Source organism: Brachybacterium sp. AOP43-C2-M15 (assembly GCF_052446295.1).
Classification (GTDB): domain Bacteria; phylum Actinomycetota; class Actinomycetes; order Actinomycetales; family Dermabacteraceae; genus Brachybacterium.
Genome location: NZ_JBQSWB010000001.1, coordinates 322,974 through 342,440 on the forward strand (window position 1 = coordinate 322,974; position 19,467 = coordinate 342,440).

Annotated in this window: 18 protein-coding genes and 1 pseudogene; 12 read left to right on the forward strand and 7 right to left on the reverse strand. The window is 73.2% G+C overall.

The genetic code is table 11. The features are described from left to right. Positions 1-44 precede the first annotated feature (44 nt). The 4 genes from ACT3SP_RS01490 (at position 45) to ACT3SP_RS01505 (ending at position 3,294) form a co-directional block, all read left to right on the forward strand. Positions 45-1,553, forward strand: coding sequence for a GNAT family N-acetyltransferase (locus ACT3SP_RS01490; RefSeq protein ID WP_444585461.1), 1,509 nt, complete (start codon positions 45-47; stop codon positions 1,551-1,553). Further along, on the forward strand, positions 1,550-2,086 hold the full coding sequence (locus ACT3SP_RS01495) for an HIT family protein (RefSeq protein WP_444585462.1): 537 nt from the start codon (positions 1,550-1,552) through the stop codon (positions 2,084-2,086). Before ACT3SP_RS01490 ends, ACT3SP_RS01495 begins: the two co-directional genes overlap by 4 nt. Beyond that, the gene (locus ACT3SP_RS01500; protein ID WP_444585463.1) at positions 2,079-2,822 is read left to right on the forward strand and encodes a phosphotransferase; all 744 of its coding nucleotides are present in this window, start codon (positions 2,079-2,081) and stop codon (positions 2,820-2,822) included. Before ACT3SP_RS01495 ends, ACT3SP_RS01500 begins: the two co-directional genes overlap by 8 nt. 178 nt (positions 2,823-3,000) lie before the next feature. Then, entirely contained in the window at positions 3,001-3,294 is a 294-nt protein-coding gene (locus ACT3SP_RS01505; protein WP_444585464.1) for a hypothetical protein, read from the forward strand. Between the two features lie 50 nt (positions 3,295-3,344). Here ACT3SP_RS01505 and ACT3SP_RS01510 read toward each other — a convergent pair. Next, positions 3,345-3,449: pseudogene (locus ACT3SP_RS01510) on the reverse strand (NAD(P)-binding domain-containing protein); the annotation flags it as partial. 111 nt (positions 3,450-3,560) lie between these two features. Between ACT3SP_RS01510 and ACT3SP_RS01515 the strand changes: the two are divergent. The 5 genes from ACT3SP_RS01515 (at position 3,561) to ACT3SP_RS01535 (ending at position 8,012) form a co-directional block, all read left to right on the forward strand. Continuing rightward, on the forward strand, positions 3,561-4,469 hold the full coding sequence (locus ACT3SP_RS01515) for an ABC transporter ATP-binding protein (RefSeq protein ID WP_444585465.1): 909 nt from the start codon (positions 3,561-3,563) through the stop codon (positions 4,467-4,469). 10 nt (positions 4,470-4,479) lie between these two features. Next, a complete protein-coding gene (locus ACT3SP_RS01520) occupies positions 4,480-5,247 on the forward strand; it encodes an ABC transporter permease (protein WP_444585466.1) in 768 nt (255 codons plus the stop codon). 4 nt (positions 5,248-5,251) lie between these two features. Then, entirely contained in the window at positions 5,252-6,502 is a 1,251-nt protein-coding gene (locus ACT3SP_RS01525) for a sensor histidine kinase (RefSeq protein WP_444585467.1), read from the forward strand. Between the two features lie 177 nt (positions 6,503-6,679). Continuing rightward, on the forward strand, positions 6,680-7,111 hold the full coding sequence (locus ACT3SP_RS01530) for a VOC family protein (protein WP_444585468.1): 432 nt from the start codon (positions 6,680-6,682) through the stop codon (positions 7,109-7,111). A 16-nt stretch (positions 7,112-7,127) separates the two neighbouring features. Continuing rightward, entirely contained in the window at positions 7,128-8,012 is an 885-nt protein-coding gene (locus tag ACT3SP_RS01535; protein WP_444585469.1) for an aminoglycoside phosphotransferase family protein, read from the forward strand. A gap of 24 nt (positions 8,013-8,036) precedes the next feature. Here the strand turns inward: ACT3SP_RS01535 and ACT3SP_RS01540 are convergent, their stop codons facing one another. Continuing rightward, a complete protein-coding gene (locus ACT3SP_RS01540) occupies positions 8,037-8,822 on the reverse strand; it encodes a GH25 family lysozyme (RefSeq protein WP_444585470.1) in 786 nt (261 codons plus the stop codon). Positions 8,823-9,032: 210 nt separating this feature from the next. Between ACT3SP_RS01540 and ACT3SP_RS01545 the strand changes: the two genes are divergently transcribed. Beyond that, positions 9,033-9,695: a carbonic anhydrase gene (locus ACT3SP_RS01545; RefSeq protein ID WP_444585471.1), complete on the forward strand. Its 663-nt coding sequence runs from the start codon at positions 9,033-9,035 to the stop codon at positions 9,693-9,695. A gap of 19 nt (positions 9,696-9,714) precedes the next feature. Here ACT3SP_RS01545 and pabB read toward each other — a convergent pair whose 3' ends face one another. After that, positions 9,715-11,469: an aminodeoxychorismate synthase component I gene (gene pabB, locus ACT3SP_RS01550; protein WP_444585472.1), complete on the reverse strand. Its 1,755-nt coding sequence runs from the start codon at positions 11,467-11,469 to the stop codon at positions 9,715-9,717. 43 nt (positions 11,470-11,512) lie between these two features. Here pabB and ACT3SP_RS01555 point away from each other — a divergent pair, with 43 nt between their 5' ends. After that, positions 11,513-12,958, forward strand: coding sequence for a LarC family nickel insertion protein (locus ACT3SP_RS01555; RefSeq protein WP_444585473.1), 1,446 nt, complete (start codon positions 11,513-11,515; stop codon positions 12,956-12,958). A gap of 43 nt (positions 12,959-13,001) precedes the next feature. Next, entirely contained in the window at positions 13,002-13,436 is a 435-nt protein-coding gene (locus tag ACT3SP_RS01560; RefSeq protein WP_444585474.1) for a hypothetical protein, read from the forward strand. A 36-nt stretch (positions 13,437-13,472) separates the two neighbouring features. Here ACT3SP_RS01560 and ppsA read toward each other — a convergent pair whose 3' ends face one another. From ppsA to ACT3SP_RS01580, 4 genes are all read right to left on the reverse strand, one after another. After that, positions 13,473-15,872: a phosphoenolpyruvate synthase gene (gene ppsA / locus ACT3SP_RS01565; RefSeq protein WP_444585475.1), complete on the reverse strand. Its 2,400-nt coding sequence runs from the start codon at positions 15,870-15,872 to the stop codon at positions 13,473-13,475. 26 nt (positions 15,873-15,898) lie between these two features. Then, complete coding sequence (locus ACT3SP_RS01570) at positions 15,899-16,837, reverse strand: pyruvate, water dikinase regulatory protein (protein ID WP_444585476.1); 939 nt, start codon at positions 16,835-16,837, stop codon at positions 15,899-15,901. Between the two features lie 202 nt (positions 16,838-17,039). After that, complete coding sequence (locus ACT3SP_RS01575; protein ID WP_444585477.1) at positions 17,040-18,080, reverse strand: hemolysin family protein; 1,041 nt, start codon at positions 18,078-18,080, stop codon at positions 17,040-17,042. Beyond that, positions 18,077-19,444 carry a hemolysin family protein gene (locus tag ACT3SP_RS01580; protein ID WP_444585478.1) on the reverse strand — a complete coding sequence of 456 codons (1,368 nt, stop codon included), beginning with the start codon at positions 19,442-19,444 and terminating at the stop codon, positions 18,077-18,079. Before ACT3SP_RS01580 ends, ACT3SP_RS01575 begins: the two co-directional genes overlap by 4 nt. Positions 19,445-19,467: the final 23 nt, after the last annotated feature.

Genomic DNA, 19,467 nt, shown 5'->3' on the forward strand with positions numbered 1-19,467 from the left:
GGAAATCGCTGTGCGGGACGGCACGGATGGGAAAGGATCGGGTCATGCCGCTCCCCGACGTGCTCCTGCGCCCCTGCACCGATGACGACCTCGCCGCCCTGGAGGCCTGGGCACCGACGGGCAACTCCCGCACCCATGAGCAGAGGTTCGCCCGCCAGCGCGCCGGGACCAGCACCTTCTATCTCGCCGCTCTCCGCGACGATCCCACGTCCTTCGTCGGCTCGGCGGAGGTCCGCTGGGACGGCGGCCTCGATCCGGTCCTGCCCCGCTGCCCCGAGACCAACGGGCTCCAGGTGTGGCCTGAGGAGGCGCGCTCCCGCGGCATCGGCACCGCCATGCTCTCCCTGCTCGAGACGGAGGCGCGCCGACGCGGGCACCGCCTCCTCGGCCTCGGGGTCGATGACAGCGGACCGAAGCGGCTGTACCTCCGCTGCGGCTATCGGGACACCGGGCCGGACTACGTGGACCGCTACACCCTGATCGACGAGCACCACCGCGAGCACCACCGCGAGCACCACGTCGCCGATCCCGCTCGCTGGATGACCAAGGACCTGTACGAGGGACGATTCGTCATCGGCATCGACGCCGGCGGGACCCACACCCGGGTGGGCTGCTACGACCTCGACGGCCGCCTGCTCGGCTCGGCGACCGGCGGAGGCGGAGGACCGCACCACAACGACGACGCCCGGGAGAACGTGCGCGGGACCCTCGCCGCCGCGCTGCGCTCGGCGTCCCTCGACGCATCGGCCGCGACGGCTCTGGTCGCGGGCATGGCCGGCGTCAGCCGCGAGGGATCGAACCAGGGCGGGGACGACGACCTCGTCGCCGACTTCTTCGAGATCGACGGCCTCGCCTGCCCGGTCACCGTGCTCAACGACGCGGTGATCGCCCACCGCGGGGCGCTGTCCGGCCGAGCCGGGATCGTGGTGGTCGCCGGTACCGGCTCGATGCTCCTCGCGATCGACGAGGAGGGGGTGGAGACCGAGAGCGGCCAGCTCGAACACTACGCGGGGGCCGCGAGGCACCTCGTGTTCGACGTCGTCCAGCGCCTCCTGGTGGGCGACGCCGACCCCGGCGACCCGCTGTACGCGGAGGTGCTGGAGCACTTCGGGGCGGCCGACGTCCCCGCTCTGCGCGAGGGCGTGCTCGCCCGCTCCGCGGCCGACCGGAACGACACCAAACGCGCCTACGGGAGCTTCGCGCCCCGGGTGACCGCGCTCGCCGAGGAGTCACCGCTGGCCGATCTCGCCCTGACCGATCTCGCCGCGCGCACGGCCCGCGGGGTGCGTCTGCTCGCTCCGTTCGCCGGCCCGGCGCCCGTGCCCGTGGCGTGCACCGGTTCGCTCGCCGCCGATCCGGCCTTCCGCCGTCGGCTGGAACGACTGCTGGGCGAGGCGGCGCCGGAGGCGATCGCGCTCGTCCCGCCACGGCTCGATCCGCGGGCCGGAGCGGCGCTCCTCGCGCTCGAGGCCGCCGGCATCGCACCGGAGGGACCTGTCCTCGACCGGCTCCTGCACACCGACACCCCCACGCCGGACGGAGCAGCCCGATGATCACTCCCCCGCAGGAGAACCCCACCGAGGAGCAGCTCGCGGCATGGAGGGAGCGCCGCCGGAGCATCGGCGCCGCCGTGGGCGCCCTGGCGGAGGCCGGGATCTGCTACCAGTGCCGCGATCGCGAGACGGGCGGGGAGATCCTCGGCGACCAGGACGTCATCCTCGACGAGCCCGATGTCCGCGCCGTCCTGTCCCTGGACCCCAGAGCCCCCGGCCACACCATCGTCGTGTGGACGGCGCACGTCCACGACTTCACCGAGCTGACCGAGGTCCAGACCGGCCGGCTGTTCACCGTCGCCCGCGATGTGGCCCGCGCGATCCAGGAGTCGCTCGAGGGGGTGGCCCGCGTCTATCTGGTGACCATGTGCGACGGTCCCGTCAACCACCTCCATCTGCAGCTGATCCCCCGCTACGTCGACTCCCCGATCGGCTCGGACCGTCTCGTCGATCCCCGGGGGCCGGTTCTCGACGGGCCACGGATCGCCGCCGAGATCCGCAGGGCCTACGAGGCGACGGCCGCGCATGACTGATCCGCGGGAGATCCGCATCGACGGTACGACGGTCCATCGGCCCCGCGCTCCCTGGACCCGGACGGTGCACGCCCTCCTGCGACACCTGCGCGCGCAGGATCTCCCGGTGCCCGAACCCCTCGCGATCCATGAGCGTGTCGAGCACGTGAGCCTCGTGCCCGGACGCGCGGGGGACGAGGCGTGGCCGCACGGCGTCCCGGCCGACGGGGCCCGATCTCTGGGACGGCTGCTGCGCTCCGTGCACGACGCCACGCGCGGCTGGACCCCGCCCGCCGACGCCCGGTGGTCCGTCCCCCATGCGCCGGGGGAGGTCATCTGCCACGGCGATCCGAAGCCGGCGAACGTCGCCTGGCAGGGCGGGGTCGCCGTGGGCCTGTTCGACTGGGACGCGGCGCGGCCCGGCGACCCCGTCGAGGACCTCGCCTACACCCTGCTGTGGACGGTTCCGCTCAACGGTGATCCATCGACGCTGGTGACGGAGCCGGAGGCGAGACTGCGCCGCGAACGTGCCGCCGCACTTCTCGACGGCTACGGCTGGACCGGACCGTTCGATGTGGTCGGGCAGGCGGTCCGCCGCCACGAGCAGGCGATCGACGAGGTGGAGCACCTCGGTGCCGAGGGCCACGAGCCCCATGCCACCTGGGTGGCCCAGGGATGGCCGGCGGCCTGGCGCAGCCGCCTCGGCGCGATGCGCGCGGCGGGCCGACGGGTCCTCCCGGCCGCACCGGCTGGGTGAGCCGCCGTCGGGGTGCTCGATCGGCTCATGGAGATCGAGGGCTGAGCGCCGGAGGGTCGACCCGACGCGGCCCCCGATCCATCTTCAGGGGGATCCCGACCATCCCGCAGGCGGATCCGCCCGGCTCCTCCCCGTTCCTACGCTGACATCGTCAGCACGTCGAACGAGAGGCGACCCCGTGACCGCCTACGGCACGATCACCCACCACGGAACCGGCAAGGGCACCGCGAGCCTGCTGCTCGGCATCTGCTCTTTGGTGGCGGGATGGACGCTGATCGCCCCGATCCTGGGCGTGGCCCTCGGGATCAGCTCCCGCGGCAGCGAGCCGTCCGCCCGCGGCCGCGCGGGCTGGGGGATCCTCCTGAACCTCGTCGCGATGCTCGGCTGGGTCATCGCCGTGATCGCCGTGCTGGGGGTGGGCGTCGGCGCGGCGGCCTGGAACCTCGACCTCGGGACCCTCGTGGGCGGCTGACGGCTCCATGCGCCCGCCGCCGGCCCCGGGGCACGCGGCGTGCACGCTCCAGGTCCGCGCGAGTTCGCGATCACCACGTCGTATCCCGCCGCGAGTGCCGCCCGCGCGACCTGGCTGCCGATGTGTCCTGCTCCGATGATTCCCGGCGTCGTCATGCCGGATCCGACTCCGCACGGGCCGGGTCTCCTCCCCGATCCCCCGATCGGTGGACCCCGCGCTCCCGATCGGGGGATCCGCAGCGGCCCGTCGCCGACCAGGCTCGGACCATGGCACTCATCGAGATCGAAGGACTGACCAAGCGCTACGGGCACCGCACCGTGGTGGACGACGTGAGCTTCTCCGTCGAGCGCGGCGAGATCTTCGGGATCCTGGGCCCCAACGGGGCCGGGAAGACCACCACCGTCGAGTGCCTCGAAGGCCTGCGCCGGCCCGACGGCGGACGGATCTCCGTGGCGGGCCTGGACCCGCAGCGGGACTCCGCGGAGCTGCGCCACGTGCTCGGCGCCCAGCTGCAGCAGAGCGCCCTGCCCGAGCGGATCACCGTGGGCGAGGCGATGGCCCTGTTCGCCTCCTTCTACCGCGATCCCGTCGACTGGCGGGAGCTGATCGACGGCCTCCATCTCGGCGAGACCGTGGACCGTCAGTTCCGGCGACTCTCCGGCGGCCAGAAGCAGCGGGTCTCGGTCGCGCTCGCCCTGGTCGGGGACCCGCAGGTGGCCGTGCTCGACGAGGTGACCACGGGACTGGACCCGCAGGCCCGGCGTGACGCCTGGGCCGTGATCAGGTCGATCCGCGACCGCGGGGTGACCGTCCTGCTGGTCACGCACTTCATGGAGGAGGCGGAGCGGCTGTGCGACCGGCTCGCCGTGATCGACGCGGGCCGCCTGGTCGCCCTGGACACCCCCACGGGCCTGATCGACGCCGTCGACGCCGACCAGCGGATCCGGTTCCGGCCGTCGGTCCCCCTGGCGGAGTCGCTGCTCACCGCCCTCCCCCAGGTCTCCGCCGTGGCCCGGGACGGGGAGCTGATCCAGGTCACCGGCTCCGGGGACCTGCTGTCCGCACTGGTCACCGCGCTCGCCGCCGAGGGCGCAGCCCCCGTGGACCTGCACACCGAGCGCGCGACCCTCGACGACGCCTTCCTCGCCCTCACCGGGCACACGCTCACCTCCTGAGGAGACACCCATGACCGCCTCCGTCCTCCCCTCCTCGCTGCCGGCGCTGCCGCGCCTGACCCTCACCGAGACCCGGCTGTTCCTCCGCGACCCCGCCGCGATCGTGTTCGGCCCGCTGCTGGCACCGGTGCTGATGCTGATCCTGGGCTTCGTGCCGAGCTTCCGGGAGCCCGATCCCGCGTTCGGCGGGCTGCGCGTCGTCGACCTCTTCGCCCCGATCCTGGTGGGTGTGGCCGTGGCGAGCCTGGCCCTGACCGTGCTCCCCCAGCTGCTGGCCTCCTACCGCCAGCAGGGGATCCTGCGCCGCCTGCGCACCACCCCGATGCGGCCGGTCGTGCTGCTGCTCGCCCAGCTGCTCATGTGCACCGCGCTCGCCGTGGTCTCCTCCGCGCTGGTGCTGGGGATCGCGAGGGGCCTGCACGGGATCCCGCTGCCGCAGAACGGCCCGGCCTACCTGGTGGGGCTGCTGTTCACCTGCGCGGCGATGATGGGGCTGGGGCTGCTGATCGGCGCGTTCTCGCCGAGCGGTCCCGCCGCGAGCGGCTTCGGGATGCTCGCCTACTTCCCGCTGCTGTTCCTGGGCGGTCTGTGGCTGCCCCGGGAGGCGATGCCGGAGGTGCTGCGCACCCTCAGCGACCTCTCGCCGCTGGGGGCGGGCGTGGCATCCTTGCAGCACGCTGCGGTCGGCGGGTGGCCGGAGCCGGGGCATCTGGCCGTGATGGCGCTGTGGAGCGTGCTGACGATCGCGGTGGCCTCCCGCTTCTTCCGATGGGACTGACCCGGTGGGCATCGCGAGCGAGCTGACGCAGGAGCAGCTGCGGGCCGAGCGCCGCGAGGACGCGGTGTTCACCGCGCTCCCGTTCCTGCTGCTGGCGGTCGCGACCCTGATCACGCTGCTGGATCTGCCGCAGGTGCGCTTCCCCGTGCTGGCCCTGGCCCTCACGGTGGTCAGCGCCGCCTGGGTGGCGTGGTGGGTGACCGCCCACCCGCAGTGGAGGGCACGGCCGGGCCTGATGGGCGTCCACTACGCGGGACTGACGCTGCTGGCGGCGGCGCTGGTCGCCCTCGCCCCCTGGTACGGGATCTTCGCCGTCACCGGCTACCTGCACGCCTACCCGCTGCTGCCGGGCCGATGGAAGCTGCTCGGCGCGGCCACCACGTCCATGATCCTGGCCGTGACCTACCTGGGCGGGATCGATCGGATCCGCGGCGACCAATGGTGGCTGTGGCTGGTGATCTCCCTGCTCGGCACCGTGCTCACGGTGTTCGCCTACCGTCTCACCGCGTCGGCCGAGCAGCGCGCCGAGGCGCAGCGTCGCGCCCTGCTCGCGCTCGAGGAGGCCAACCGGCGGCTCGAGGCGGCGAACGCCGCCAACGACGTCCTCCAGGCCCGGCTGCTCGCGCAGGCGCGGGAGGCGGGCACCCTCGCCGAGCGTCAGCGGGTGGCCCGCGAGATCCACGACACCATCGCCCAGGGCCTGGCGGGGATCCTCACCCAGCTCCAGGCCGCCGAGCCCACGCTCCCCGACACCTCCCCTGCCCACGAGCGCCTGGCCGTCGCCGAGAGGTTGGCCCGCGAGAGCCTGGTCGAGGCGCGCCGCACCGTGCGCGCCCTCGGACCCGAGCAGCTCGAGCGCGGCACCCTCCCGGAGGCGCTCGACGAGGTGGTCCGGGACTGGTCCGCCGACCGCTCCCTCCCGGCGGAGCTGTCCGCCCGCGGCGAGCCCCGCCCCCTGCCCGCCCCGGTCGAGGCGGCGCTGCTGCGCGTGGCCCAGGAGGCGCTGACCAACGTCGCCAAGCACGCCCGGGCGAGTCACGTCGAGCTGTCCCTGGTCTATGCGCCGCGGCGCATCGTGCTGGAGATGCGGGACGACGGGATCGGCTTCGACCCCGAGGCGGTGCAGAGCCCCCGAGCCGACGGCGGCTACGGCCTCGAGGGCATGCGCCGACGCCTCGAGGAGTTCGGCGGACGGCTCGTGGTGGACGCGTCCCCCGGGACCGGGACGGCGCTGTGCGCGACGGTGCCCGGGTGAGGAGTCAGGGGACCGTGGGCCGGGCGGAAGGCCCTGCTCAGCCGTCGAGGCGTGCGTGACGACCGACTGGCGGGACGTGTCCTGACCTGCCCACCCCCTGGTGGAGTGTCGCCCCGTCGGTCTACGCTCACCCCGAGCGCCCGGCACCGCGCCGGGACGGACGTCGAGGAGGACGCCATGCCCGCAGCCCTGCACCCCTATCTCAACTTCGACGGCGATGCCCGCGAGGCCTTCGAGTTCTACGGCCAGGCCCTGGGCGCGATCCCGCAGTTCGTGACCTTCGGGGAGGTCCAGGCGGTCCCCGAGGGCCACCCCGCCGCCGACAGGATCATGCACGGCTCCCTCGAGGTCACCGACCTGATCCGGCTGTACGTCTCCGACGTCATCGAGGGGATGACCCCGGAGGGCTTCGTGCGCGGCAACAACGTCACCCTCTCGCTCATGGGGGACGACGAGGGCCTGCTGCGCAGCGCCTTCGAACGCCTCTCCGAGGGCGGGTCGATCACCATGCCGCTCGAGAAGCAGATGTGGGGCGACGTGTACGGCTCGTTCACCGACCGGTTCGGCATCGTGTGGCAGGTCAACATCAGCGAGCCCGCCGCCGACTGACCCCCGGGGCGCTCCCATGATCTCCGTGCCCGCCCCGTTCCGCGCCATGCCCCGCTGGTGGCACGACGAGGAGGGCAGGGCATGGCTCGACCGGCTCCCGGACCTCGTCGGGCAGCAGTGCGCACGCTGGGATCTCGACGTCGACGGCATCCCGCTCCACGGCTCGAACGCACTGGTCGTCCCGGTGAGGCGCGGCTCCCTCGAGCTCGCGCTGCGCCTGTGCCCTCCGGCCGACGACCTCTCCGCGGAGGTCGCCGCGCTGCGCCACTGGGACGGCCGCGGGGTGGTGCTGCTGCACGAGACGGACCTGCCGGCGGGAGCGCTGCTGCTGGAACGGCTCGATCCCGCCCGCTCCCTCGCCGCGGTGCCGCCGCTCGAGGCGGCCGTCCTCCTCGGCGCTCTCACCCGCCGCCTCGCCATCCCCGCTCCGGCCGACGCCCCGAGCACGCGGGACATCGCCGCCCAGGAGGCGTCGGCCGCGGAGTCCCGCTGGGAGGCGCTCGGACGGCCCCTGCCCCGCGCGCTGCTCGCGGCGGCGATCGCGGCCGCGGGCCGACGCGCCGCCGGCGCTCCCGGGGACGGGTCCGTCGACGGCGACCTCCACCACGAGCAGGTCCTCGCCGGGCGGCGCCACCCCTGGACCGTGGTGGATCCGGTGCTGCTGCGCGGCGACCGGGAGTACGACCTCGGCCGCGTGCTGTGGAGCCGCCTGGACGAGCTGCCCGGCGAGGAGGAGGTGCGGGCCGTCGCCGGGGCGTTCGTCGAGTCCGCTCGCGTCCCGGCGGAGCGGGCGCGGGACTGGGTGCTGGTGCGCTCCCTGTCCTACCTGCTGTGGGGCCTGGAGCAGGGGCTCACCCTGGATCCGCCCCGGTGTCGGCGCCTGCTCGAGGTGTTCGCCTGAGGGGGCGGCTCAGGTGCTGACGGCTCAGTTGCTCACCGGGTCGTAGTCGGGGTCGGTGAGGAAGGACTCAAACTGCGCGGCGTCGCCGTGCCACAGGTTGGAGTCCCCGGCGAAGGGGCCCTCCTCGGCGGCGTACTGCCAGATCTCCCAGGCGCTCCAGGTGCCGGGGATCTCGGTGCCGACGGGCGGGTCCGCCATGTAGTGGGAGACGTGCAGCGGCACGTCCGCCGGTGCCCAGTCCGGACCGACCTGGTCGTCCCAGAACCAGGCGCCGGTGTAGACCACGGGCGTGCGGCCGGTCTCGCTGCGGTAGCGGTCGATCCAGGCGGTCACCCAGGCCTGGAGGTCGGCCTGGCCGAGCCCGTTGGGGTTGTCCTCGACGTCCAGCATGCCGGGCATGGTGCGGCCGTCGTCGCTCCAGCCGCCGCCGTTCTCGAGGAAGAAGTCGCACTCGGCGGCGGGGTCCGAGCTGCCGGGCTCGGTCCAGTGGTAGGCGCCGTGCACGAGGCCGACGTCGTAGGACCCGCCGTACTGCTGGGCGAAGTAGGGGTTGGTGTACCAGTCGCCCTGGGTGGCCTTGCAGTACGCGAACTGCGAGCCCAGCTCCTTCTGGGCGGCCCAGTCCACGTCCCCCTGGTGGGAGGAGACGTCCTGGCCCTGGATCCCGCCGTCGGCCGCGCGGGCGCGGGAGGGCATCAGGGCGGCGGAGGTGCCGCCGACGGCGAGGGCGCCGGCGGTGCCCAGCAGGGCGGTGCGCAGCACGGTGCGGCGGTGGACGTGGTGATCGGGACGGTCGGATGCAGTGCTCATCGCGGCTCCTTCTCTCCTTCCGGGGCGGGTCCGCCCCGTCGTCCTCGACGCTAGCGAGGTGCTCCGGAGCACACCAGGGACGAACGTGCCGATCCCTCGCGGGCGGTCCGAAGGCGGGAGGAGGTGGGCACGAAAGTACCGGCCGCGGTCCCGGAGTATCCTCGCCCGAGCGCCCCCGCGCCGCTCTCCCCTCACGAAGGACTTCACCTCATGACCTCTCCCCGCGTCACCGTCCAGCAGGCCTGGGATGCCCTCGTCGAGGGGAACGAGCGATTCATGGCGGGAGATCTGGCCCATCCGCAGCAGAGCGCGGCGCGACGCACCGAGCTGCGCGCCAACCAGGCGCCCAACGCCGCCTTCCTCGGCTGTTCCGACTCCCGGGTGGCGGCGGAGATCCTCTTCGACTGCGGCCTGGGAGACCTGTTCGTGGTGCGCAACATCGGCCAGATCGCGAACGACAACACCACCGCGACCATGGAGTTCGCCGTCGCGGAGCTCGGGGTCGCGGTGATCGTGGTGCTCGCCCACGGCTCCTGCGGTGCGGTGAAGGCCGCGATCGACCAGACCACCGCCTCGCCCAGCGCGGTCACCCCCGCGATCCGCAAGGAGCTCGAGCAGATCCAGCCGGCGGTGCAGCAGGAGTGGTTCGCCTCCCAGCAGGTCAGCCCCTACGTGGACCCGGCCCTGATCGACACGGACGCGGTGGGTCGCCGCCACCTGGACGCGACCATCAACGCCCTGATGCGGCAGTCCCGGGTCATCTCCGACGCGGTCGCCGGCGGCGAGCTGGGCATCGTCGGCTGCCAGTACCAGCTCGAGGAGGGGCGGGTCTCCCCGATCTCCTGGGTGGGCCGGGTCGAGATCGCCCGCTGACGACGGGCGCGCGGACCGCTCACCCCTCGGCGAGCACCGCCGGGCGCCACCCCCTCGCGGAGCTGAGCACGGCGAGCTCGTCCGCACGGCGCAGGTCCTCGATCTCCAGCGGGCGCTCCACCAGCTCCCCGGCGGCGAGCGCGAGGCGCCGGCCCACTCCGTCCAGGCAGCCGTCGACGAGCGGCGGGGTGCACCAGGTGCCGTCGATCCGGGCGGCGAGGGTCGCGATCGTGGTCTCGACGGCGCGGCCGTGCTCTCCGCGCAGCACCACGTCGTCGGCCGACGGGTGCCGTCCGCGGGCGGCGGTGAAGTGCCCGCGCACCGTGGTCTTGTGGGCGCTGAGACCCACCGGGAGCACGGTGCGGACCTCATCGAGCGCGAGCCGCACGGGTGCGGCCGCCGCCGCCGGCGGACGGGTCGAGATCTCGAACGACCCGTCCCGGCGCAGCGCCAGCCGCACCAGCACGTCGGCCCCACCGGCCCGGGCGACGGCCCCGGAGAACGCCGCCTCCAGCTCCTCCCGGCCGACGGGGATCGCGAAGTGCGCGGCCGAGCCGAGCATCCTCGCCCGGTGCTCCGCGAGGTTCTGCGGGACGCCGTCGCGGACGGCGAAGGTCTCGATGAGGGCGAAGGGCTCGCGCACCCCGGTGGGCAGGACCGCGGCCTTGACCAGCAGCTCGTCGTACTCGCCCGCGGGAGTGGAGTCCCAGGTGACGCCGCCGCCGGCGCCGTAGACGGCGGAGCCGTCCTCCCGGTCGACGAGCACGGTGCGGATCGCGACGCTGAAGCGGGCGCGCGGTGCGGGCCCCGGGGCGAGATACCCGATCGCGCCGCAGTACACACCGCGCGGGGCGTCCTCGAGCTCGGCGATGAGCTCCATGGTGGACAGCTTGGGCGCGCCGGTGATCGATCCGCAGGGGAACAGGGCGCGGAGCACCTCGAGCAGGCCGGTGCCCTCGCGCGCCCGGCCCCGCACGCGGGAGGTGAGCTGCCACAGCGTGGGGTAGGCCTCGGCGCGCAGCAGGTCGGTGACCTGCACGCTGCCCGGCTCGCACACCCGCGCCAGGTCGTTGCGCAGCAGGTCCACGATCATGACGTTCTCCGCGCGGTCCTTCCCGCTCGTCCGCAGCGCCTCCCGGGCCGCGCGGTCCGCCCGGGCGTCCTCGCCGCGGGCGGCGGTGCCCTTCATCGGAGCGGTGCGCAGCTCCGCGCCCTCCCGCTCGAGGAAGGACTCGGGGCTCGCGCTGACCACGGCGAAGCGTCCCAGGTCGAGATAGGCGTGGTGGGCGCCGCGCTGGCGATGGGCGAGCTCGCCGTACAGCCCGAAGGGGTCGCCGCTGACCGTGGAGCGCAGACGGGTGGTGAGGTTGCACTGGTAGGTCTCCCCCTCGGCGATCGCCGCGCGCACGGCCTCGACCCGGAGGGCGTGCGCGGCGCGGCTCCAGTCCACCGTCCAGGGCTCGAGCGCGAAGCCCTCGCCCGTGGTCAGCGGCGCGGCCACCTCGTCGGGAGCGTCCGCGAGCCCGAACCACACCAGCGGCAGGCCCTCCTGCGGCGGGCGGGTGCGGGCGTCGGGATCGAGCCCGGTCGCGGCCTCGTAGGCGATCATCCCCACGGCCCAGGAGCCGCGCGCCACCGCCTCCTCGACCTCGACGAGCGCGCGCAGCACGTCCTCGCCGCGGTGCGCGTCGATCACTCGCCGGACGCGCGAGAACTGCAGGCTGCGCCCCGCGAGGACGTCGTCGAAACGGGCGACGGGGGCAGGGTGGGTCACCTGAGCATCATGCCCGATGTGCGGCGCGGCTAGCATCGGGACCATGAGCTCCCCCGCGCCCCGCCTGGCCTACATCGACGCGACCGCCGGGATCGCGGGTGACATGCTGCTGGCCGCGCTGGTCGATGCCGGTGCGGACCTCGACCGGATCCAGCGCGTGCTCGACGCCCTGGTGCCGGGCTCGGTGCGCTTCGTGCGCAGCGACGTGGACCGCGGCGGGCAGCGGGCCGTGAAGGTCGACGTGGAGGTGCTGGTCGAGGATCCGCCGCACCGCACCTGGTCCTCGATCCGCGAGCTGCTCGAGCGGGCGCGCGGCGGCGAGGTGCCGGAGGCGACGATCGACCTGTCGCTCGCGGTGTTCGGCCGGCTCGCCGAGGCGGAGGGCACCACCCACGGGGTCCCGGCCGACGAGGTCCACTTCCACGAGGTGGGCGCGCTGGACTCCCTGGCCGACGTGATCGGGGCCTGCGAGGCCTGGCGCCAGCTGGGCGTCACCGAGAGCGTCGGCAGCGTGATCGCGGTGGGCAGCGGCCGGATCCGTGCCGCGCACGGCGACATCCCGGTGCCGGTCCCGGCGGTGGCCCGCCTGGCGCTGGGCTGGCCGACGGTCGCCGGCGAGCTGCTGCCGCCTCGCGCCCCGGGGCCCGGCCACGATCACACCCACCCCCACGCCCACCCCCACACCCACCCCCACGCCCACCCCCATGCCCACTCCCACGAGCACGCCCCCGACGTGGTCCCCGATGCCGACGCGACGCTGCCCGCCCACGCCCGGGGCGGCCCGCACGAGCACGGCGGCCGACGGGTCCCCCCGGGCGTCGCCCCCGGGATCGGGGAGCTCGCGACCCCCACCGGGGTGGCGCTGATGCGCGGGCTCGCGAGCAGCTCCGGCCCGCAGCCGATGCTGACCGCCGACGCCCTCGGCGTCGGCGCCGGCACCAAGGACACCCCGGGACGGCCGAACGTGGTGCGCGTGCTGGTGGGCGGACCGGTCGGTCCGTCGGCCGCCCTGCCCGCGGACGCCCACGACACCCCGACCGCCGCGGTGGAGCTCGCGGCGAACGTCGACGACCTCGACCCGCGGCTGTGGCCGGGCGTGATCGACGAGCTGCTCGACCAGGGCGCGCTGGACGCCTGGCACACATCGATCACGATGAAGCGCGGCCGCCCCGCCGTCACCGTCCACGCCCTGGTCCGGGAGGGATCGAAGGAGGAGGCCGCCCGGCTGATCATGGATCGCACCGGCACCCTCGGCGTGCGGCGCCACCGGGTGGAGCGCCTGATCCGCACCCGGGAGTTCGACGAGATCGAGGTGCGCGGGCAGCGGATCGCGGTGAAGATCGCGCGGGACCACGACGGCCGAGCGGTGCGCCGGGAACCGGAGTTCCGGGACGTCGCCGCGGCCGCCCGGGCGCTCGGGATCAGCGAGCGGGCGATGCTCGATCTGGCCCGGGAATCCGCCGCGGGACTGACGGATCCGGCTCCGTGACGGATACTGGAGGTGATCGACGACGCTCACCAGGAGGTATCCGATGGCTGCCCTGACCGACGCGATGACCACAGCGATCGACCGCGCCCGGGAGGCGCCGAACGGTCGCCACGCCGAGCTGCTCGTCCACGACGGTCCGCTGCGCCAGACCGTCATCGCGCTCACCGAGGGCGTGGAGCTGGCCGAGCACAACTCCCCGCCCGCCGCCTCGATCCAGGTGATGCACGGCAGCCTGCGGGTCACCGGCGAGGAGCCCGACGTGCTGCAGGCCGGGCACCTCGCCGCCCTCACGCACTTCCGGCACGCCGTGATCGCCCTCGAGGACACCGTGTTCCTGCTGACCACGGTCACCTCTCAGCACGACACGGGCAGCCACAGCACCCCCACCGGGGAGATCCCCGCGCTCACCGAGGAGGAGCAGGCGCAGGAGCTGGCCGAGACCGATCAGCACACCGGCGGCGGCCGCGTGGACGGCTGAGCCCGGCCCCGCCCTCTCAGCTCCGGCGCCGCCCTCTCAGCCCTGCCCGCCGACCTCGCCCCCGCCCTGGCGGGCGAGGCGCAGCCAGGTGTCCACGACGGTGTCCGGGTTCAGGGACATCGAGGCGATGCCCTGGTCCAGCAGCCACTCGGCGAGGTCGGGATGGTCCGAGGGACCCTGCCCGCAGATGCCCACGTACTTCCCCTGGGCGCGGCAGGCCTCGATGGCGCGCGAGAGCATGAACTTCACCGCCGGGTCGCGCTCGTCGAAGGCGTCGGCGACCAGGGACGAGTCGCGGTCCAGACCGAGGGTCAGCTGGGTCATGTCGTTCGAGCCGATCGAGAAGCCGTCGAAGTGCTCGAGGAACAGCTCGGGGGTCGCCGCGTTCGAGGGGATCTCACACATCATGATGACCTGCAGGTCCTTCTCGCCGCGGACCAGGCCGTGACTCGCCATCAGGTCGATGACGCCCTTGCCCTCGGCGGGGGTGCGCACGAAGGGGATCATGATCTTCACGTTGCTCAGACCCATGTCCTCGCGCACGAAGCGCAGCGCCTCGCACTCCATCGCGAAGCACTCGGCGAAGTCCTCCGAGAGGTACCGCGAGGCACCGCGGTAGCCGATCATCGGGTTCTCCTCCTCCGGCTCGAACAGCGTGCCGGCCAGCAGGTTCGCGTACTCGTTGGACTTGAAGTCGCTCATCCGCACGATCACCGGCTCGGGCGCGAAGGCGGCCGCGATGGTGGCGACCCCCTCGGCGACCCGCTGGACGAAGTACTCGCGCGGCGAGTCGTAGGCGGCGATCCTCTCGCGCACCTGCGCGGCGACCTCCGGCTCCTCGCCCTCGAGCCGGTCCAGCTCGAGCAGGGCCCGGGGATGGATGCCGATCTGGCGATTGACGATGAACTCGAGCCGGGCCAGCCCCACCCCGGCGTTCGGCAGGCGGGAGAAGCCGAAGGCCTGCTCGGGGTTGCCCACGTTCATCATGATCTTCGTGCGCAGCGTCGGCATCGAGTCCACCTCGGAGGAGGAGACCGAGAAGTCCAGCACCCCCTCGTAGACGTAGCCGGTGTCGCCCTCGGCCGCGGAGACCGTGACCTCCTCCCCGTCGGCCAGCTCCCGGGTGGCGCTCCCGGTGCCGACCACGGCGGGGATCCCCAGCTCGCGGGCGATGATCGCGGCGTGGCAGGTGCGGCCGCCGCGGTTCGTGACGATCGCGCTCGCGCGCTTCATGATCGGCTCCCAGTCGGGGTCCGTCATGTCCGCGACCAGCACCTCGCCGGGCTGGAACTCGTGCATGCGGTCGATCCGGTCGAGCACCCGCACCGCGCCGGCGCCGATCTTCGCCCCGATCGCCCGTCCCTCCGCGCGCACCGCGCCCCTCTCGGCGAGGACGTACTTCTCGACCGTGGTCCCGGCGCGGGACTGCACCGTCTCGGGACGGGCCTGGAGGATGTAGACCTTCCCGTCGGCCCCGTCGAGCCCCCACTCGATGTCCATCGGCCGCCCGTAGTGCTCCTCGATGACCAGCGCGTGCCGGGCCAGCGCGAGCACCTGCTCGTCGGTCAGCGACAGGCGGGCGCTCTCGGCGGGGTCGACGTCGACGAAGGCGACGCTGCGGCCCACGCCGGAATCCTCGGTGTAGACCATCTTGGTGGCCTTCTCGCCGACGGCGCGCTTGAGGATCGCGGGGCGGTCCTCGCGCAGCCCGGGCTTGTACACGTAGAACTCGTCGGGATTGACCGCCCCCTGCACCACGCCTTCGCCGAGCCCGTAGGCGGAGGTGATGAAGACGGCCTGGTCGAACCCGGATTCGGTGTCCACGGTGAACATCACGCCGGAGGAGCCGATGTCGGAGCGGACCATCTTCTGCACCCCCGCGCTGAGCGCCACCGCGGCGTGCTCGAAGTCGTGGTGGACGCGGTAGGCGATCGCACGGTCGTTGTAGAGCGAGGCGAACACCTCCCGGATCGCGAGCAGCACGTCGTCGATCCCGCGGACGTTGAGGAAGGTCTCCTGCTGCCCGGCGAAGGACGCATCGGGGAGGTCCTCGGCGGTGGCGGAGGAGCGCACGGCGAAGGAGGCCTCCTCCCCGCTGCCCGCGGCGAGCTCCTCGTAGGCGGCGCGGATGTCCTCCTCGAGCCCGGCGGGGAAGGGCTGCTCGATCACCAGCGCGCGGATCTCGCGCCCGGCCTCGGCCAGGGCCAGGGTGTCCTCGGTGTCGAGACCGCTCAGTCTCTCGTCGATGCGCTCGGCGAGCCCGGTCGCACCGAGGAACTCGCGATACGCCTCCGCCGTGGTGGCGAACCCGTCAGGGACCTGCACCCCGAGACGGGACAGGTTCGAGACCATCTCGCCGAGGGAGGCGTTCTTGCCTCCCACCTGCTCGAGATCGGACATGCCGAGCTGGGAGAACCATCGGATGCTCTGCGTCATGACGTGCTCCTTCGGGGTGGTGGTGCTCAGCGGGGGGTGGTCCCGCGGTGGGCGAGCGACTGGAGGATCAGGGTGGACATCTCCTCGACGGACTTGGTCGAGGAGTCGACGAAGGGGATCCCGTGCGCGTCGTAGACGCGGCGGGCGCGGCTCAGCTCCCAGCGGGTCTGCTCGAGGGAGGCGTAGCGGGACTCGGCGCGGCGCTCGCCGCGCACGGCGGCGAGCCGCTGCGGGGAGGTCAGCAGGCCGAAGCAGCGGTCGGAGAACGCGGAGATCGACTCCGGCAGCACCTCGGCCCCGAGGTCCTCGTCCACCAGCGGATAGTTCGCCACGAAGATCCCGTGCATCAGGGCGAGGTACATGCTGGTGGGGGTCTTGCCGCAGCGGGAGGGCGCGATGAGCACGACGTCCGCCTTCTCGATCGCGCGCACGGACTGGCCGTCGTCGTGCTCGATCGCGAACTCGACGGCCTGCATGCGGCGGTTGTAGCGGCGGGAGTCGCCCACGCTGTGCAGGCGGGCCGGGGCATGGTCGCCGGTGACCCCGAGCCGTGCCTCGAGCTGGGCGAGATGGGCGCTGACGAAGTCGATCACGGGCGCGGTGGTGGTCAGCAGCTCCTCGCGCACCTCCTCGTCGACGACGGTGAGGAAGACCAGCGGCGGGACCGGCCCGTCCATGGCCGCGTCGAGGTCTTCACGGACCTCGCGCGCCTCGTCGACGGTGCGCACGAAGGGGATCAGCCGGCGCTCGAAGGGCACGGTGGGGAACTGCAGCAGCAGGGCGTTGCCCATGGTCTCGGCGCTGATGCCGGTGGAGTCCGAGATGAAGAAGACCGGGACGGCGGAGTCCTTCGCCGGGCCCGCCGGGGGGCGTTCCACGCCCGGCCGTCCTGCCCCAGGACGGTCGCCGGACGGGCGCTGGGCAGCACGGGGAAGCGGTGGAGGGATCGGCAGCGATGCGTTCATTCAGCGCCCCTTGCTCTGGGCCCGGCGCCGCGCCGGGGACACGTCGATGTGTGGGCTCACCGTATCCGCGGCATCCCCCGGGCGCCCAGGAGAGCGCCGAAGGTGGCAGGCCTCACCCGGGAGCTGCTCGAGATCGCCGACGTGCGCGTTCACTCGTGCGCGATCGCGCAGCACGCTCAGTCGCGAGGCGCGGGAGCGGGGATCACGCCGCGATGCGCGAGTCGTCGCGGATCTGGCCCACGAGCTCCTCGAGCATGTCCTCGAGGGTGACGATGCCGATGACCTCGCCGCCCGCGTCGGTCGCGGCGCCGAGGTGGGCACCGGAGTCCTGCATCTCGGCGAGCGCCTCGCGCAGCGGCTGGTCCCCGCCGATGCGGGGCAGGGTGCGGATGCGCTCGGCGGGGATCGGGTCCTCGCGTCGTCCTTGGACGGAGTCGAGCAGGTCCTTGATGTGGACGTAGCCGGTGAGGGTGCCGTCGGCCGCCCGCACGGGGAAGCGCGAGTAGCCCTCCACGGCGGCGGTCTCGGCCTGCGCGGCCGTGACCCCCTCGGGCAGGCTCGCAACCTGCTCGAGGGGGATCACCAGGTTCGCGACGCTGCGGGCCTCGAAGCGCAGCGCCCCGAGCAGCAGCGCCTCGTCGTTGTCCTCGAGCAGACCGCCCTCGCGGGACTCGCTCACCATCGCCGCCACCTCGTTGCGGGTGAACACGCTGGTCACCTCGTCCTTGGGAGTCACGCCGAGGATCCTCAGCACGAGGTTGCCGATGGAGTTCAGCAGCCACAGCAGGGGGCGCAGCACGGTGACGATGCCGGTGAGCATCGGCGCGAGGATCAGCGCCATCCGCTCCGGTCCGGCGAGAGCGATGTTCTTGGGCACCATCTCGCCGAAGACGACGTGCAGGTAGGTGACCAGGGACAGCGCGATGACGAAGGCGATCGGGTGGGTGAGCGCCCCCGGCACCCCGAGCAGCTCGAGCGGCACCTCGATCAGGTGCGCGATGGCGGGCTCGCTGATCGCGCCGAGTGCGAGGGAGCACACCGTGATGCCCATCTGCGCACCGGCCATCATCAGCGAGACGTGCTCCATGGCGTCGATGGTCACCTTCGCGGCCCACTTGCCCTCGAGGGCCTTGGGCTCGATGACCGAGCGACGTGCGGAGATCAGGGCGAACTCCGCGCCGACGAAGAAGGCGTTCAGGAGCAGCAGCAGGAGGGTCAGGGCGAGTCCGGTCGCGGTGCTCATCGCTCCTCCTCCGTCTCGTCCTCGTCGTCCTCGGGGGCGGGCTCGACGCTCACGTGCACCGTCTCGATCCGCATCCCGTCCACCTCGGCCACCCCGATGCGCAGCCGCGCGGGTGCCTCGCCGGGGGCGGGGTCGGTGTCCACCACGACCTCGTCGCCGACCTCGGCGAGCCGGCCGAGCTCCATCGTGACCAGCCCGCCCAGGGTGTCGTAGTCCTCGTGCTCGGGCACGGTGACGCCGAGCCGCTCGGTGGCCTCGTCGGGCCGCATCCGGGCCTCGAGGTCCCAGGAGCCGTCGGGCTCCGGGGTGTCGTCCCTCTCCTCGTCGTGCTCGTCCCGGACCTCGCCGACGATCTCCTCGACCAGGTCCTCCAGCGTGATGAGGCCGGCGTGGTCGCCGAACTCGTCGACCACCACGGCCATCTGCAGCCCGCCGCCGCGCAGGGTGTCCATGAGGTCGTCGAGCGGGACCGTGTCCGGGACGAAGGTCGCGCTGCCCATCACGGTCTCGACACTGGTGGTGGGCCGCTCGTCGAAGGGGACGGCGAGCCCGTGACGGATGTGGGCGACGCCCTGGATCTCGTTCTCGTCGTCCAGCACCGGGAAGCGGGAGTGCCCGGTGACGCGGGCCAGCTCGAGCAGGTCCGCGACGGACTCGTCGATCTCCAGGGAGTCCATCCTCCCGCGCGGCACCATCGCGTCGTGGGCGCGACGGTCGCCGAAGGCGAGGGTGCGCTGCACCAGCGAGGCGGTCTCCTCCGCGAGCGCGCCTTCGTCGGCGGAGCGCTTGACCAGGGCGGAGAGCTCCTCGGCGCTGCGGGCGGAGCTGAGCTCCTCCTGCGGCTCGACCCCGAGGGCGCGCACCACCGCGTTCGCGTTGCCGTTGAACAGGCGGATCGGCAGCCCGAAGATCGTCGTGAACACGCGCTGGAAGCCCACCACGAGCTTCGCGGTGCTGAGCGGCTGGGCGATCGCGAGGTTCTTGGGCACCAGCTCCCCGAAGATCATGGTCATGCCGGTGGCGAGGACCAGCGCGATGGTGACGGACACCGAGCGCGCCGCGACCGTGCCGAGGCCCATGTCCAGGAGCGTCGGCCCCACGAGCTGGGCGATCGCGGGCTCCGCGAGGAAGCCGATGCCCAGATTGGTGACCGTGATCCCCAGCTGCGCCCCGGAGAGCTGCGTGGAGAGGGTCTTCATGCCCTGCAGGACACCGCCGGCGCGCTTGTCGCCGGAGGCGGCGGCCGCCTCCACGTCGTTGCGGTTGGCGGTGATGAGGGAGAACTCCGCGGCGACGAATCCGCCGCAGGCGACGACGAGCAGGAGCCCGATGGCCAGCGAGAGGAGGGGACCGATCAGGTCCATGGACGGTGCCCCCCGAGGACGGT